The following is a 14,836-nucleotide window of genomic DNA, read 5'->3' on the forward strand; positions in this document are numbered from 1 at the left end:
ATTAAGATAACGAGGCCGGCCGGTCATCGGCCGGCCTTTGCCGGGCAGGGACCTATGAGGGCATGATCTAAAGATCATAAGGTCATTTTATTATCTGAAGATCATTTGTTATCTTTATGATCTTGGCGACATATTGACAAAAAATGATCCAACAATCATATTCGTGCGGAAAGGATCGCAATGATGGATCAGATCGCCCGCACTACAAAAGATATCGGCAATGTCCTTCGCAATGCGCGCAAGGCCAGAAAGCTGACGCAGACCGACCTTGCCCGTCGCGCAGGCGTCTGGCAGCGCACGATCTCGAATATCGAGACCAGCGCCAGCGGGGCAAAGCTGGACACGATCTTCGACCTGCTCGCGGCGCTTGATCTTGAAATTCACATTGTCCCGCGCAGCAAGATGAAGCCCAGCGATCTGGAAGATATTTTCTGATGGGGCGCAAACGCACCTATGCGCCGCTTGATGTATTCATGAACCGCCGAAAGGTGGGGCAGTTCTTCCGCGAACCCGACGGCGCATTTGCCTTTACCTATGCCCCGGAATGGTTGGCGTGGCAGAACAGGCTGCCTGTCTCGCGATCCCTGCCGCTGCGTCCCGAGCGTTATATCGGCCCGCCGGTCATCGCGGTATTCGACAACCTGCTGCCCGACAGCGACGATATTCGCAGACGCGTAGCCGAACGTGTCGGCGCGGACGGGCTGGACGCCTATAGCCTGCTTGCCCGGATCGGGCGGGACTGCGTAGGCGCCCTGCAATTCCTGCCCGAGGGCGAGGTGCCCGACACCACCGACACGCTGGCGGGCGAGCCCCTTGGCGACAATGAAATCGCCGCCATGCTCAAGGATCTCAGGGGCACACCGCTTGGTATCCGACGCGACCGCGATTTCCGGATTTCCGTTGCAGGAGCGCAGGAAAAGACCGCTCTGCTGCTCCACAACGGCCAGTGGATCGAACCCACCGGCACGACCCCGACAACGCATATCCTCAAGCCTGCGATTGGCGCCCTGCCCAACGGCATGGACCTGACCGACAGCATCGAGAACGAGCATTTCTGCTTGCGGCTGCTGGAAGCGTTCGGACTGTCGGTTGCCCACACCGAGATCGCGACATTCGCGGATACCAAGGCGCTGGTCATCCAGCGCTTCGACCGTCTGCACGCGAGGGATGGAAGGTTTATACGGCTGCCGCAGGAAGATTGCTGCCAGGCGCTCTCGGTTCCACCAACCCGCAAGTACCAGAACGAAGGCGGTCCCGGCATCGTCGAGATCTGCGAGCTTTTGCAAGCAAGCGACGAGCCGCTTTCCGACCGCGCCAATTTCTTAAAAGCCAATGTGTTGTTCTGGTTGATCGGCGCGACGGATGGCCATGCGAAAAACTTCAGCATTGCACTGATGCCGGGCGGACGTTTTACCCTGACACCGCTTTACGACGTGCTGACGGCGCAGCCCTCTCTGGATGCGGGACAGTTTCAGATCAAGGACATGAAGCTGGCGATGCGGGTGGGAAAGGGTCGGCATTACAGGGTCTCGGAAATCCAAGGCAGGCATTTTGTTGAGACAGGTCTGGCCGCAGGCTTCTCGCGCGAACAGGTCGAGCAGATTTTCCAGGACATCGAAGCCGGGTCAGAAGAGGCCTTCGCCAGAACCTTGACGCAGATGCCGACCGACTTTCCGGCCGCTTTGTTCGAGTCTGTCAAGCACGGGTTTGACCAGCGGGCACAGCGCCTCTTGACCAAGGAACGATAGACTGTGGCAAGAGGCCGGTGAATGTGTCCAGTCGCAGGGACACTTTTCGGCTAGGGTCGGGACCCATTGATTTACCTTTTCTTGCGTGATTGACCAGCCTGCCGCGTTATTTCGCCAGCGACCACGCCACGCGCGGTCGCTAGCCAGATATTCATCGTTCTTCAGAAGATGAAATCGCCCATACCCAGTTGCGATCTCTGGAAATCTTCGAGAATGACGGTCGTGTTGCCATTCAGTATCAGCGCCAGATCGTCGCCTTGCTGGACGGCATTCTCTATCACAGACCGGACCTGATTTCGGCTCATGTCATCAAAATGGAGATGATCCACACCGTTTCGGAAATCGGTGATCACATCGCGGCCGTCTCCGAACTCGAACTCAAACACATCGGCGCCTTTGCCGCCGATCAGAGTATCATTGCCCCGACCGCCCTCCAGCGTGTCGTTGCCCGCGCCGCCAAACAGACGGTCGCGACCGCTGCCAACGTCCAATTCGTCGTGACCGTCGCCGCCCCGCAGCGTGTCGTTCCCGGAATCGCCGTCCAGTTCATCATTGCCGGTGCCGCCCTCGAGGATGTCGTTTCCGCTGCCGCCCTCAAGCTCGTCGCGGCCCGCCCCGCCGCGCAGGATATCGTTGCCGCGACCGCCCTCCAGCTCGTCATTGCCCGCGCCGCCCAACAGCGTGTCGCGCCCGTCGCCGCCTGACAATTCGTCATTGCCGCCAAAGCCCCGCAACAGATCGTTGCCGCCCCGCCCAAACAGAAAATCCGCGAAACTGGTGCCGTCCAGCCTGTTGTGCCCGTCCGTTCCGATCCTGCGTACCATCTTTGCGTCCTTTCCATTCTCCATGTCGATCCGGTCGCATTGCGGCCGATCCCGAACCGATAACGCCAATGGGCTGACGCCCCGCTGATCCGGCCTGTCAGGGAAATATCAGGACAGAGCGGCTAAAAACCGCTCATGAGCCGATTGACCCTGCCATTTTTTCCCTTGCGGTCCTGTTTGCCCTGCTGCCGCTGGCGGGCGGCGGGCAACCTGCCGATAGATCCCCGGCCGATAGATCCATGCCCGATTACGAAGTGGCCCGCGATGCCGTCGGTCGCGGCGAATTTCTACCGTTGGAGGAAATCCTTGCCATTGTCTCGCGCGATCACCCCGGCCAGATCATCGAAATCGAACTGGAGTTCGAGGACGGCGTCTGGGAATATGAAGTCGAACTGGTAACACCGGACGGGCGGCTGATCGAGATCGACCTTGACGCTGCAACCGGTGAGATCCTCGAATATGAGGAAGACGACGATTGATGCGCGTGCTTGTGGTAGAGGATGACAGCCGTATTGCCAAAGATCTGGAATGCGCGCTCTCGGCAGCCGGGTTTCGTATCGAACATTCCGATAATGGCGAGGACGCATGGTTTCGCGGCGGCACCGAGGCCTATGACCTGATCGTTCTGGATCTGGGGCTGCCACGGATGGACGGGCTCAGCGTATTGAAGCGCTGGCGACGCGAGGGCTGCGATTGTCCGGTGCTGATCATGACCGCGCGTGGCGCCTGGACTGAACGCGTCGAGGGCATCGATGCTGGCGCCGACGATTATCTGCCCAAGCCCTTTCGCATGGAGGAACTGGTGGCCCGCGTGCGCGCGCTTGTCCGCCGGGCGGGTGGTCGCGGCAGCGCGCGGCAGCGGATCGGCAGGCTCAGTGTCGATCTGAATCGGATGACGGTTGATGTGGACGGCATTCCGGTGGCGCTGACACCCTTGGAATTCCGGTTGATCGCCTATCTGGCTTTGCATCGTGACCGGGTGGTGCCGCCGACCGAACTTCTGGAACATCTTTATGGTGACAATGACGCGCGCGAGGCGAATGCGCTGGAGGCCGTGATTACCCGCATTCGCCGCAAGCTCGGGTCGGGAATAATTACGACGCGGCGCGGATTTGGCTATGGACTGGACGCGACCGAATGAGGTCACGGATGCGGCCACTGTCCTTGCGCTGGCGGCTGCTTGTGGTCGGGGGGGCGGCAATCCTTGCTGCTTTGGGCGCCGCGGCGATCGGGCTGGCGGTGCTGTTCGACTGCCATGTCGAGAGGGTCGCTCTGGCCGATCTGGAGGACAGGGTGCTTTCCCTGATTGCCATGTAGAGCAGGATGGCGACTTGCCCCGGCTGAAAACCGTGCCAGGTGATCCGATCTATAACCGGCCGTTTTCGGGGCATTACTGGCAGATCTTGCTGGGTGACCAGATGGAGCGCTCGCGGTCACTGTGGGGCTATACACTGCCGGCGGATCAGGCAGCCCCCGCGGGCGCACGCCGGGTCCTGACGTTGGAGGGGCCGCGCGACCAGCCGCTGGCGGGCGGGTTTCCAGAGCCTTGACCTTGCGAGCCCGGCAACAGCGCCTCTAACTGGGCATGGTTCAGCGCCATCACCCCGTCCTTGATGGCGGGCCAGGTGAAGGTTGCATCCTCCAGCCGCTTGTAGGCCATCACCAGACCCGTGCCGTCCCAGTAAAGCAGTTTCAGCCTGTCAGCCCGGCGCGCGCGGAACACAAAAACCGTACCGGTGAACGGATCCTTGCGTAGCACAGACGGTACCAGCGCAGCCAGGCCATCATGACCCTTGCGAAAGTCGACGGGTTTCGTCGCCACCATGATCCACACCCGGTTCGACGGGAAGATCACCGGCTTGCCGCCAAGGCGCGCACGACCAACGCGAGCCGCTCCGCCGAGGCCCGCGGCTTCCAGAACGGATCACCACCGCGCTTGCCACAATTTCCGGCCGGGCCACGCCACCGACATCGGCGCGCGGCGCATCCTCAGCGGGGCCGAGCATCAGTGCCGCGAACTCCACCGGATCCTCCGGCGCAGGCAGCACCAGCCGCCCTTTCCCGCCAGCGTTCGCCACGAGGATACATGGTTCGCAGGCACCCCGTGCCGACACGCCACGGCGTTCACGGTCACACCCGGCACCAGCGTCTCCGCCACGATCCGCGCCTTCACCTCATCCGGCCACTTCCGGTTCCGACGGCCCCGACCGCCAGCCGGGAGAAGCTCCAATGCAGACTCCATGGAAAAACTCCATCCCAACAATCATCACGATCCAATGAACCGATCAGAATGCCGAGGAGAAGGTGGGAGGCAGAGACCGCTTACGTCTCACGACCGTTGCGCCATACTGCTCTTTGCCCTCTTCCGCTCTGACGTCCTCGCAGCCAACGGTCGGCTTATGCTGACGCGGCTGGAGCCCGGTATTCTCCGCCTTTCACCATCAGCGCCCAAACGATGCGCGCCACTTTGTTGGCCAGCGCCACGCGCACCAGCATTGGCGGCTTGCGTGACAGCATCCCACCCAGCCATGTCCGGGGGCGGGCGGAAGCGTGGACATGCCGTTTGATGATGACGCTGTTGGCGCCGAGGATCAGCAGTCGCCGGAGGGACCGTTCTCCCATTCTGGTCGTCGCCCCGAGGCGCTGCTTGCCGCCGGTCGAATGCTGGCGCGGCACCAGTCCCAGCCGGGCGATCTCCCGCCCCCAGAAATGCGAGCCGCCACAGGCTGCCATCGCAACGGTGCATAGCGCAATTACGCTGAAAAACTCCAGCACCTGCGCTCGCCGCAGCTTCTTGCGCAGAACCGTGCGGCCTGCGCCATCGGCACCATGGACCTGAAACACATTCTTCGCCAGATCGAGACCGACAGTGATAATCTCCGACATGACCGCTCCCCTTTGTGGAGCGTTGCAGACCCACCTTGGCACACAGATGCCGCCGGGGGGCGGTTACATCATCAGAGCCAAGAGGGGGCAGTCATGACAGTGATGAGCTTTGAACGTGAGTTGTTTGGGCGTCTTCCTGCACCAGATCTTTCAGGATGTTCAAGAAATTCCCAAGCGTCGGAGAAGGGTCATTTTCGCGGTAGATTGCATGGAGCGGGATTTTGGGGCGCGCGCCGCTAATGCTTTTGAAGATCACGTTGCGCTGCGCGATATGGCGCATGCTTGTAGGCAGAAGTGCCACGCCCATGTTCGCACCTACTAGGCTAAGAAGCGTTTGCACCTCGACCACCTGTTGACGGATCTGGGGAATAAAGCCGGCCTGCACGCAACAGGCATAAAGATAATCTGCAAATCGGGATTTTTGCAGGCCGAACATGACGAAAGGCTGCTCGCGAAGATCGGTCAGGGCCAGTGAGGGCCGGTCTGCGAGAGGATGTGCGCGGGGCAGCGCAATCATAAGGTCCTCTTCCATGATCTTTTCCTGGTGCAGCCCCTCTTGTTGAGGCGGCATGCGGAACAGGCAGACGTCGATCTGTTTTTCAAGAAGTCCCTGAATCTGCAGGTTCGGCGGAAGTTCATGAAGCGTCCATTGCGTATCCGGGTACCGTTCGCGGAATTTTTCAAGTGCGATGGGGACCACGCCGACTAGAGATGAACTTATGACGCCGATCTCTAGCCTTCCGACTTCGCCCTGCGCGGTCTGGCGGGCGATGGTCACGGCTTTTTCCAACTGGCCGAAAATGGCAGGAACTTGCTCGCGAAAGACATGGCCAGCGGGCGTCAATTCAACATTGTGCCGGCCGCGCGAAAACAGTGCAAAGCCAAGGCTCTCCTCCAACTGACGGATCTGCTGGCTTAGAGGCGGCTGCGACATGTTCAGCCTTTTTGCCGCCCGGCTGAAATGTAGCTCTTCTGAAAGAACCAGGAAATAGCGCAGCGTCCTGAGATTGAACTGACGGATGTCCAGTTTGTTCATATCGAAAACCTATCACCATCCCCTTAAACGGATATTATACGTCTCAACTCTCTCATGTGAAGGTGGAATCCGAGGGGAATCACTGCTGTCAATGAAAGTCGGTCGCAAGATGACCGAGGGCCGCCGGGCGGCGCTAGGCAGGCCACGGCCTGTCCAAGAGGGAAGACACAGCGGTTTTCCGAACAGTCGGCCCGGCAGGGGTCGCGCTAAAAGGAGACCTGGCATGATCATAGACACAAGCTGCTATCCGACCGATCTGGTCGATCTTGCGTGGCAGCATGATGGCGACCCGTTCACCGGCGAACGGCTTATCCAGATGATGGACGGTCCTTACACGATCAATGGCAAACCGCGCCGGATCGACAAGGCCTTTATCCAGCCGCCACAGGGCAACACCATCTACACTTGGACTGACGGCGATCTGGATGGCCGCCAGTCCATCGACGCCTATATGGCCTATACGCTGAAAATGGTTCAGAAATATCCCGACCGTTTCATCGGCTGTTTCGTCTATAACCCGCGCTGCGGAGTCCAGAACGGCGTCGAGGCAATCGAACGCTACGTCAAGGAACACGGCTTCAAGATGGTGCAGTTCCAGGCGAACATGCACGCTTACCGCCCCGACCGTGCCAAGGACTGGATACGTCCTGCATTGGATAAATGCGCCGAGCTTGGGGTTCTGGTGAAGGTCCACACCGGCGACGGACCCTACAGCATCCCGACCGAGTGGATTCCGATGATTAAGGAATATCCGCAGGTCAATTTCATCATGGCCCATTTCGGTGTCCAGACCGGCGGCGTCTATTGCTTTGAACCATTCCAGTGGGCGATGGAATTCCCCAATGTCTATTGCGAAAGCAGTTGGTGCCTGCAGTCGCGGATCGTCGAATTCGCCAAGGAACTGCCGACGCACAAGATCCTTTACGGATCCGACACGCCCCCGAACGAGCCGGGCATGTGGCTGAACCTGCTTGAGGTTCTGTGCCACGAACCTCCGCAGGGCATGAACCTCGATGAAACCACACTCGAGGATTACCTCGGCAACAATCTGGCCCGGATGATCGGTATCGAACCCACCCCTCAGCCAGCCACCTACGAAGATGCAGTCGCGGAGCTAGAGCGCCATGGCATCAAGAACCAGCACTATCTGGCCACGCTCGTCTAAGTACCGCGGAGAAGAAAATGATCATCGACACTCACCTGCATCCGACCAATCTGGTCGACGAAGCCTGGCGCCACACCGGCGAGCCCTTCACCGGCGAGCGGATGCTGAAGCTGATGGACGGCCCTTACATGATCAACGGCAAGCCGCGCCGGATCGACATGGGCTTTATCCAGCCCCCGCCCGGAAATACCGGTTATCGCGACGGGAACCGGCGCGGTCGTGAGGGCATCCGCGACTACATGGCCTATGTGGCCGAGCTGTGCCAGAAATACCCGGACCGGTTCATCGGCAACTTCAACTTCAACCCGCGCTGGGGGCCGGAAGAAGGCGCCGCCGAACTGGAGTTCCATGTCAAGGAATATGGCTTCAAGATGCTGAAGCTGCATTCCAACATGCATGGCTATCGCCCCGACCGCGCGCTGGAGTGGTTGCGCCCCGCGATGCGCAAATGCGCCGAACTGGGCGTGGTGGTGCTGATCCATACGGGCGACGGGCCCTATTCCATCCCGACGCAGTTCTATCCGATCATTCGCGAATTCCCGATGGTCAACTTCATCATCGGCCATTTCGGCATCCAGACCGGCGGCAACTATTCCTTTGAGGCCTTCTGGATGGCGATGGACACGCCCAACGTCTATTGCGAATCTGGTTGGTGCTTTCAGTCGCGGATCGTGGAGTTCGCCAAGCAACTGCCGCCCCACAAGATCGTCTTCGGCACCGACTCGCCGCCGAACAACCCCGGCATGTGGCTGCGCGAGCTTGAGGTTCTGTGTTCGCCCGAACCGCAGGGGATGAACCTCAGCGAGGACATTCTGGAAGACTATCTCGGCAACAATATTGCCCGTCTTGTCGGCATCGAACCTACCAAACCTCCCAAGGATTTGGCCGAGGCCGAGAAGCGTCTCACGGCGACCTACGTCTGAGACGGCGGGGGTGCGGGGCCGATTTCCCGCACCCCAAGTCACCAACCAATATGAGGGCGAGATGCGCGATTCCCAGGATTTCCAGACCTTTGCAGCCGATTATCGCGACCGATTTCCTGATGACGTCCTAAGCGTTTCAACGCCCTTGGCCGATGGGCAAGAGATCACCGCGATTGTCGAGGCCCTGTCGCGTGATGGTCGTGCGCCGATGCTTTGCTTCGATCAGGTTCCCGGCAGCGACGTTCCTGTGGCAACCAATGTATTCGCCTCGCGCGACCGAATTGCCCGCATCCTTGGCACGGATCACGCAAACCTTCATGCCGAATATCAGCGCCGTGCGAATACCCCGATCACGCCGGTTCTTGTCGAGGACGGCCCGGTGACCGAGGTGGTGACCGAGGGCGATGCGGTCGATCTGGCCAACCTGCCGATGCTGCGCCATTTCGACAGCGACCGAGGCCCCTATGTCACCAACGCGATCATCGTCGCCTCGGACCCTGAAACCGGAATTGCCAACCTGAGCTATCACCGCTCGATGCGCCATGCGCAGAATGCGCTGGCCACCAGCCTGCATTCCCGCGGCCACCTTTGGCGTATGTATCAGGCGGCGCAAGAGCGGGGCAAACCGCTGCCGGTCGCCATGGTCATCGGCTCTCATCCGCTGTTCATGCTGGCGGCATCGGCCCGCGTTGCCTATGGCGTCGATGAACGCGCGGTGGCAGGTGCGCTGATGGGCGCGCCCCTGCAGATGATTGCAACACCCTGTCACGGAATAGGCGTGCCGGCTGCCGCCGAGATCGTGCTGGAGGGTCATCTCGACCCCGAGGCGCATGTGGCGGAAGGGCCCTTTGGCGAATTTTCGGGCTATTCCTCGGATCGTTCCACCAACACCCTGTTCAACGTCACCGCGATCCTGCGCAAACGTGCGCCTTGGCTCGTCGATGTGGTCGGCGGTGCGACGGACGAGCATCTCAACCTTGCGCGCCTGCCACGTGAAGCCGAAATGTACGAGAAGCTGAAGGCCCGTTTCCCCTCGGTCACCGGGTTGCATTACCCGACCTCGGGCACGCACTTCCATTGTTATGTCCGTCTGAAACAGTCCCGCCCTGGCGAGGCGCGTCAGGTCATGCTGGGCCTGCTGGGCTGGGACCCCTATCTGAAAACCGTGATCGCGGTCGATGACGATGTCGACGTCACCCAAGACAGTCAGGTCCTGTGGGCCCTTGCCACGCATTTTCAGCCGCATCGCGATATGTTCACCATCGACGGCCTGCCGGGTAGTCCACTCGACCCGTCATCCACCGCAGACGGCACGACCTCGCGGCTGGCGCTGGACGCGACACGCGGCCCGGATTTCCACGGCATCCGCGCGACGTTAAGCGCCCAAGCGCAGGCCAAGGCGCAGACAATCCTGCGTCAGTTGGCGGGGGCAAGATCGTGAACGCCCATCATGTCCCCCGCCAGGAATCTCCGCCACGGATGGCTGTGGGGATCAGTGGCGCCTCGGGCTTCCTCTACGGCCTGCGCCTGCTGGAGATGCTGCGCGAGCTTGGGATCGAAACCCATGTCACCGTAACCCGCGCCGCGCTTCTGACCATGGTACACGAAACTTCGTTCAAGCTGTCGGATGTCGAGGCCCGCGCGGATTTTCTTTACCGACCCGACGATGTCGCCGCCAGCATCTCAAGCGGTTCATTCAAGACCATGGGGATGATCATCGCGCCATGTTCGATGAAAACCCTGGCCGAGATCGCGCAAGGCGTCACCTCTGGCCTTGCCAGTCGCGCCGCCGAGGTGACGCTGAAGGAACGCCGCAAACTGGTTCTTTTGGCGCGCGAAACGCCGCTGACGCAAAGCCACCTGACGAACATGCTGACGGTCACGCAGATGGGCGCGATCGTCGCCCCGCCGGTCCCTGCCTTTTACGCCAAGCCCGAAAGTATCGACGATCTGGTCGATCAGACGCTGGGGCGCGTGCTGGACCTTTTCGATCTCGACGCGGCGCAAGTGCGGCGTTGGGTCAAGACGCCTTGAACAAATCTGGGAGGAAAACATGCAGAAATCAGTCAAAGACAAGATTCCGGTCACCGTGCTGACGGGTTTCCTTGGGTCGGGCAAGACCACCTTGCTGAACTATATCCTGAAGGAAAACCACGGCATGAAGATCGCCGTGATCGAGAACGAATTCGGTGAGATCGGAATCGATGGCGATCTGGTCGTTGGCAGCACCGAGGAAATCTTCGAAATGACCAACGGCTGCGTTTGCTGCGTTGCCGAGGCTCGTGACGATCTTTTGCGCGTGATCCGCCAGTTGCTGGAACGTCCCGACCGTCTGGATCATATCATCATCGAGACGAGCGGTCTGGCCGATCCCTATCCCGTGGCGCAGACCTTCTTTCTTGACGATCCGATCCGCGAGGAAACCAATCTGGACGGTGTCATTGCGCTGGTCGATGCCAAGCACATCCTGCGTCATCTGGACGACGGAAAGGTCGATGCTTTCGACAATCAGGCCGTGGACCAGATCGTCTGTGCGGATCGTATCGTCATCAACAAGATCGACATCGCGACCGAGGATGAGATTGCCGAGGTCACCGCGCGCGTGCAGCAGTTGAACGAGACTGCCGAGATCGTGCGGTCGAGTTTCGCGCAGATCGACTTGGGCAAGATACTGGGTCTTGCGGCCTTTGACCGCAATCGCAAGATGGCGGCGGATATCGGGCTGGACCCTCCTGATCACGACCATGCGCATCATCACCCTGCGCCCTGGGACAAGGATGCAAGCCACACCCATGACGCATCCGTCACCTCGGTCGGGATCGAATTGCCCGGCCATATGGACGCCACGGCGATGGCCCGCTGGGTGCAGGAACTCAAGGGGCAGGACACCGCCGATCTGTTCCGGATGAAGGGAATCTTTTCTGTCAAGGATGACGACTACTGCTACGTTCTGCACGGCGTACATAGTGAGATCGAATTCCGCCCCAACCATCCTTGGGCGGATGAGATCAGGTGCAACAAAATGATCTTCATTGGTCGAAATCTGGACCGTGCCGCATTGCAGGCACGTCTGGCCGAATGCGTGGCTGCCGCCTGAGGGAGAGACAGGCGGCTTCGCGCGAATATTCAGCCGAAAGCTGAAAAACAATAATCCCAGGGAGGGGATAATGGCGAAAGGAATACATCCGGTTGATGAGGTCCTGCCGGTAAGGCAGATGCTTGCTCTGGCGCTTCAGCACCTGGCCGTCTCATATGTCGGCTCGGTCGCGGTTCCGTTGATTATCGCCAGCGCGTTGGGCTTCAGCCAGAGCGAAACCATCCTGCTGATCAGCGCGACTTTCTTCTGCTCGGGGATCGCCACGCTTTTGCAAACTATCGGCTTCTGGCGCTTTGGCGTCAGGCTGCCGATCATGAACGGCGTCGCGTTCAGCAGCGTCTCGGCGATCATCGCCGTCGGCACCATGCCGGGCGTGGGAATCGCCGGCGTCTGCGGCGCGGTGATGCTGGGCGGTGTCTGCATCATGTTGATTGCTCCAATCGCGGGACGCCTGCGGCGGTTCTTTCCGCCGGTCGTCACGGGGTGCATCGTGACCGCGATCGGTGTGCAGCTGTTGCCGGTTGCCTATCAATGGGCCGGTGGCGGTCATGGAAGTGCGAATTTCGGTAATCCCGGCTATCTGGCCATCGCCATGCTGGTGCTGATCGTGATCCTTGCCTGCAACCGCTTTGGCTCGGCCCTTGTCAGCAATCTTGCGGTGCTGTGCGGTCTGGCTGTCGGCGCGCTGGTCGCCGTGCTGTTCGGCATGGGCGACCTGACCCCCGTGCGCGAGGCGCCGTGGCTGATCGTTCCGACCCCGTTCGAGTTCGGCCTGCCCACCTTTGCGATACTGCCCTTTGTCACCATCCTGATCGTCATGCTGGTCCAGACAGTTGAATCGATGGGCCTGTTCATCTCGATCGGCGACATCGTCGACAAAGAGGTCGCGCCCGAGCAGGTGGCAGACGGCATTCGTGCCAATGGCCTTGCCAGCGCCGTGGCGGGTGTCTTTGCCGGCTTCCCCTTTATTGCACATATGGAGAACGTGGGCCTTGTCATTCTGAGTGGGGTGCGCAGCCGCTGGGTCGTAGCTTTGTGCGGCCTGATCTTCTGCGTCGTCGCCTTTTTCCCCAAGTTCGGCGCCATCCTTGCAGCAGTTCCGGCTCCGGCTTTGGGCGGGGCAGGAATTGCCATGTTCGGGATCGTGGCCGCAGCCGGGATTCAGTCTCTGGCAAAGGTCGATTATGCGAACAACCGCTATAATATGCTGATCGTTGCCCTGACTTTGGCGATTGCCTTCATCCCGATCCTGTCGCCGGGCCTGCTGGAGCAGCTTCCGAAATGGTCGCAGTCGGTCCTGCACAGCAGCGTCGTCGTCGCCTGCCTTGTCTCGGTCACGCTGAACCTGCTTTTGAACGGGGCAGGGGGCGATTGCGACCATGCGCATCACCCGCTGCACCGCAACCCTGAGAGCGGCCCTTCCACGGACGAGCTTGGGTCAATGAAAATGCAAGCGAACGTCTGAAAAACCGGGCCGGGGTAAGAAACGCCCCGGTTCCCCTTACTGATCCGAGTGCCGTCCTGCGCGCATCGTGCCAACGGCCGCGCCTAGTCCCCGCCAAGACCGAGGCCCGATATGACCAAGACCGAACAGATCTCTTCTCCCCTTCGTCCGACATTGATCGAGGGTGGCCGCATGACTTCTCCTGACGGCAAGTTGCTGCGGGCCGATATCCTGATAGACCAGCAGGGCCGTATTGCCGAAATCGCGGAGAATATCGCGCCTACGCCCCAGATGCTGCGCGTCGATGCTGAAGGTTGCCTGATCACGCCGGGTTTTGTCGATGCACACCAGCATCTGGACAAGACGGGCGTGCTGCGTTTTGCACCCAATCCATCGGGGACGCTTCAGGGCGCACGCGATGCTTTTGCTGCATATGCGCGGCAAGCGCCCCCCGAGGATATCTTCAGGCGTGCGTCGAAGACGATCGCGAAATGCCTGTCACGTGGCACAACCGCGATCCGCAGTCATGTCAACGTCGACAAGGACGCCGGCTTCAACGGAATCGAGGCGCTGGCACAGTTGCGTTCGGACTGGTCGGACCGGGTGGTGCTGCAACTCGTGGCCTTCATGACGCCCCATCCCCGTCAGGATCTGGACTGGCTGGCAGCGAATATCGACCGCGCGGCGGCGTCGGCCGATGCGCTGGGTGGAACCCCCGCCGTGGCCGAGGATCCCGACCGCTACCTTGACCTTATCTTCGATGCTGCGGCCCGCCGCGGATTGCCGGTCGATCTGCATATGGACGAACATCTGGACCCGAACCGGCTGCATTTCAGCAAGGTGTTCGAGCGGGTTCGTCGCTTTGGCATGCAGGGCCGGACGGTTCTTAGCCATACTTCCGTCCTCAGCGCGATTCCTCGCCCCGAGTTTGAACGGATCATGGCGGAAATCATCGAGTTGCAGATCGGCGTCATCACGCGGCCTGACGCGGGTTGCCGAACTGGTGCGCGCCGGAGTTCCAATTGCGACCGCTTCGGACAATATCCAGGATCCCTTCGTTCCGACCGGCTCTGGCGACATGCTTGAAATGGCGCGCTGGACCCTGCTTGCGGGACATCTGAAAGGGGACGAACTGGCAACCGCCTATGCCATGATAACCGATGTTCCCGCGAAGTTGATGGGGCTGGGCGATTACACAATCCGCAAGGGTGCGCCGGCCAACCTCAATATCATGCGGGCCGAGGACATCGATACGCTGGTCGCCGGCGGCCCCTCCGGCTCCAGCACCTTTGCGCGCGGAAGGCTTGTTTCCGAGATCACTCATCGCGATGCCCCGGTCCGTTTTGAGCGTGTGGATGCCTGAGCGGCTCTGTCCTGCTGGCCTGTCGGCCGGCAGAGACATGCGCTGTTTCTTCTGACCAAGGCCAGCGATCACATTTCGACAGCTCTCGAAGCATGAACGGCAAGGTCCAAAGTAGAGAGAAGGGGCTCCACACCGAAAGCCCACTGCGATGACCGTCAAGCCGAACCTGAGAAATGAGTTGGCGTTGCTGGTGACGCTTTCTACCCCTGAGTACCTGCCCACTGCGCCGCCCCGCGCTATACGCTCCGGGTGGCCATCTTGATCAGGTCACTTTACAAAATCAAAAAAGATAACCATTATTATGTAATATAATGGGCATGCCACCTGTGCATGGATCTTTGCGCCCGACC

Annotated in this window: 16 protein-coding genes and 1 pseudogene; 12 read left to right on the top strand and 5 right to left on the bottom strand. The window is 60.3% G+C overall.

The annotated features are described in order from the left end of the window. Positions 1 to 183: 183 nt before the first annotated feature. Positions 184 to 435: a helix-turn-helix domain-containing protein gene (locus JWJ88_RS21100; protein WP_240200383.1), complete on the top strand. Its 252-nt coding sequence runs from the start codon at positions 184 to 186 to the stop codon at positions 433 to 435. Continuing rightward, a complete protein-coding gene (locus JWJ88_RS21105; RefSeq protein ID WP_205296936.1) occupies positions 435 to 1,748 on the top strand; it encodes a type II toxin-antitoxin system HipA family toxin in 1,314 nt (437 codons plus the stop codon). The genes JWJ88_RS21100 and JWJ88_RS21105 overlap by 1 nt, the downstream gene beginning before the upstream one ends. Positions 1,749 to 1,909: 161 nt before the next feature. Here the strand turns inward: JWJ88_RS21105 and JWJ88_RS21110 are convergent, their stop codons facing one another. Beyond that, complete coding sequence (locus JWJ88_RS21110; RefSeq protein WP_205296937.1) at positions 1,910 to 2,572, bottom strand: calcium-binding protein; 663 nt, start codon at positions 2,570 to 2,572, stop codon at positions 1,910 to 1,912. Between the two features lie 239 nt (positions 2,573 to 2,811). Here JWJ88_RS21110 and JWJ88_RS21115 point away from each other — a divergent pair, with 239 nt between their 5' ends. Genes JWJ88_RS21115 through JWJ88_RS21125 form a run of 3 tightly spaced genes read left to right on the top strand, consistent with a single transcriptional unit; the run spans position 2,812 to position 3,889 of the window. Continuing rightward, a complete protein-coding gene (locus tag JWJ88_RS21115; protein ID WP_205296938.1) occupies positions 2,812 to 3,051 on the top strand; it encodes a PepSY domain-containing protein in 240 nt (79 codons plus the stop codon). Beyond that, positions 3,051 to 3,713: a response regulator transcription factor gene (locus tag JWJ88_RS21120; protein ID WP_205297154.1), complete on the top strand. Its 663-nt coding sequence runs from the start codon at positions 3,051 to 3,053 to the stop codon at positions 3,711 to 3,713. The genes JWJ88_RS21115 and JWJ88_RS21120 overlap by 1 nt, the downstream gene beginning before the upstream one ends. Before the next feature lie 8 nt (positions 3,714 to 3,721). Next, on the top strand, positions 3,722 to 3,889 hold the full coding sequence (locus JWJ88_RS21125; RefSeq protein WP_205296939.1) for a hypothetical protein: 168 nt from the start codon (positions 3,722 to 3,724) through the stop codon (positions 3,887 to 3,889). A gap of 145 nt (positions 3,890 to 4,034) precedes the next feature. Here the strand turns inward: JWJ88_RS21125 and tnpB are convergent, their stop codons facing one another. From tnpB to JWJ88_RS21145, 4 genes are all read right to left on the bottom strand, one after another. Continuing rightward, on the bottom strand, positions 4,035 to 4,397 hold the full coding sequence (tnpB, locus tag JWJ88_RS21130) for an IS66 family insertion sequence element accessory protein TnpB (protein WP_205296940.1): 363 nt from the start codon (positions 4,395 to 4,397) through the stop codon (positions 4,035 to 4,037). A gap of 180 nt (positions 4,398 to 4,577) precedes the next feature. Then, positions 4,578 to 4,814 carry a transposase gene (locus JWJ88_RS22245; RefSeq protein ID WP_407673951.1) on the bottom strand — a complete coding sequence of 79 codons (237 nt, stop codon included), beginning with the start codon at positions 4,812 to 4,814 and terminating at the stop codon, positions 4,578 to 4,580. Positions 4,815 to 4,969: 155 nt separating this feature from the next. Next, positions 4,970 to 5,458 (bottom strand): transposase, encoded by a 489-nt coding sequence (locus JWJ88_RS21140; protein ID WP_205296941.1) that lies wholly within the window; start codon positions 5,456 to 5,458, stop codon positions 4,970 to 4,972. A gap of 91 nt (positions 5,459 to 5,549) precedes the next feature. After that, positions 5,550 to 6,494, bottom strand: coding sequence for a LysR substrate-binding domain-containing protein (locus JWJ88_RS21145; RefSeq protein ID WP_205296942.1), 945 nt, complete (start codon positions 6,492 to 6,494; stop codon positions 5,550 to 5,552). A 223-nt stretch (positions 6,495 to 6,717) separates the two neighbouring features. Here JWJ88_RS21145 and JWJ88_RS21150 point away from each other — a divergent pair, with 223 nt between their 5' ends. The 7 genes and pseudogenes from JWJ88_RS21150 (at position 6,718) to JWJ88_RS21180 (ending at position 14,486) form a co-directional block, all read left to right on the top strand. Continuing rightward, complete coding sequence (locus JWJ88_RS21150; protein ID WP_205296943.1) at positions 6,718 to 7,659, top strand: amidohydrolase family protein; 942 nt, start codon at positions 6,718 to 6,720, stop codon at positions 7,657 to 7,659. 17 nt (positions 7,660 to 7,676) lie between these two features. Continuing rightward, a complete protein-coding gene (locus tag JWJ88_RS21155) occupies positions 7,677 to 8,582 on the top strand; it encodes an amidohydrolase family protein (protein WP_205296944.1) in 906 nt (301 codons plus the stop codon). Positions 8,583 to 8,643: 61 nt separating this feature from the next. After that, a complete protein-coding gene (locus JWJ88_RS21160; protein WP_205296945.1) occupies positions 8,644 to 10,023 on the top strand; it encodes a UbiD family decarboxylase in 1,380 nt (459 codons plus the stop codon). A 38-nt stretch (positions 10,024 to 10,061) separates the two neighbouring features. Then, positions 10,062 to 10,616: a UbiX family flavin prenyltransferase gene (locus tag JWJ88_RS21165; protein ID WP_205296946.1), complete on the top strand. Its 555-nt coding sequence runs from the start codon at positions 10,062 to 10,064 to the stop codon at positions 10,614 to 10,616. A gap of 19 nt (positions 10,617 to 10,635) precedes the next feature. After that, a complete protein-coding gene (locus JWJ88_RS21170) occupies positions 10,636 to 11,679 on the top strand; it encodes a CobW family GTP-binding protein (RefSeq protein WP_205296947.1) in 1,044 nt (347 codons plus the stop codon). A 70-nt stretch (positions 11,680 to 11,749) separates the two neighbouring features. Beyond that, entirely contained in the window at positions 11,750 to 13,144 is a 1,395-nt protein-coding gene (locus JWJ88_RS21175) for a nucleobase:cation symporter-2 family protein (RefSeq protein ID WP_205296948.1), read from the top strand. Between the two features lie 171 nt (positions 13,145 to 13,315). Further along, positions 13,316 to 14,486: pseudogene (locus JWJ88_RS21180) on the top strand (amidohydrolase family protein). Positions 14,487 to 14,836: the final 350 nt, after the last annotated feature.

The sequence above is a fragment of the Paracoccus methylovorus genome (assembly GCF_016919705.1).
GTDB classification, from domain to species: domain Bacteria; phylum Pseudomonadota; class Alphaproteobacteria; order Rhodobacterales; family Rhodobacteraceae; genus Paracoccus; species Paracoccus methylovorus.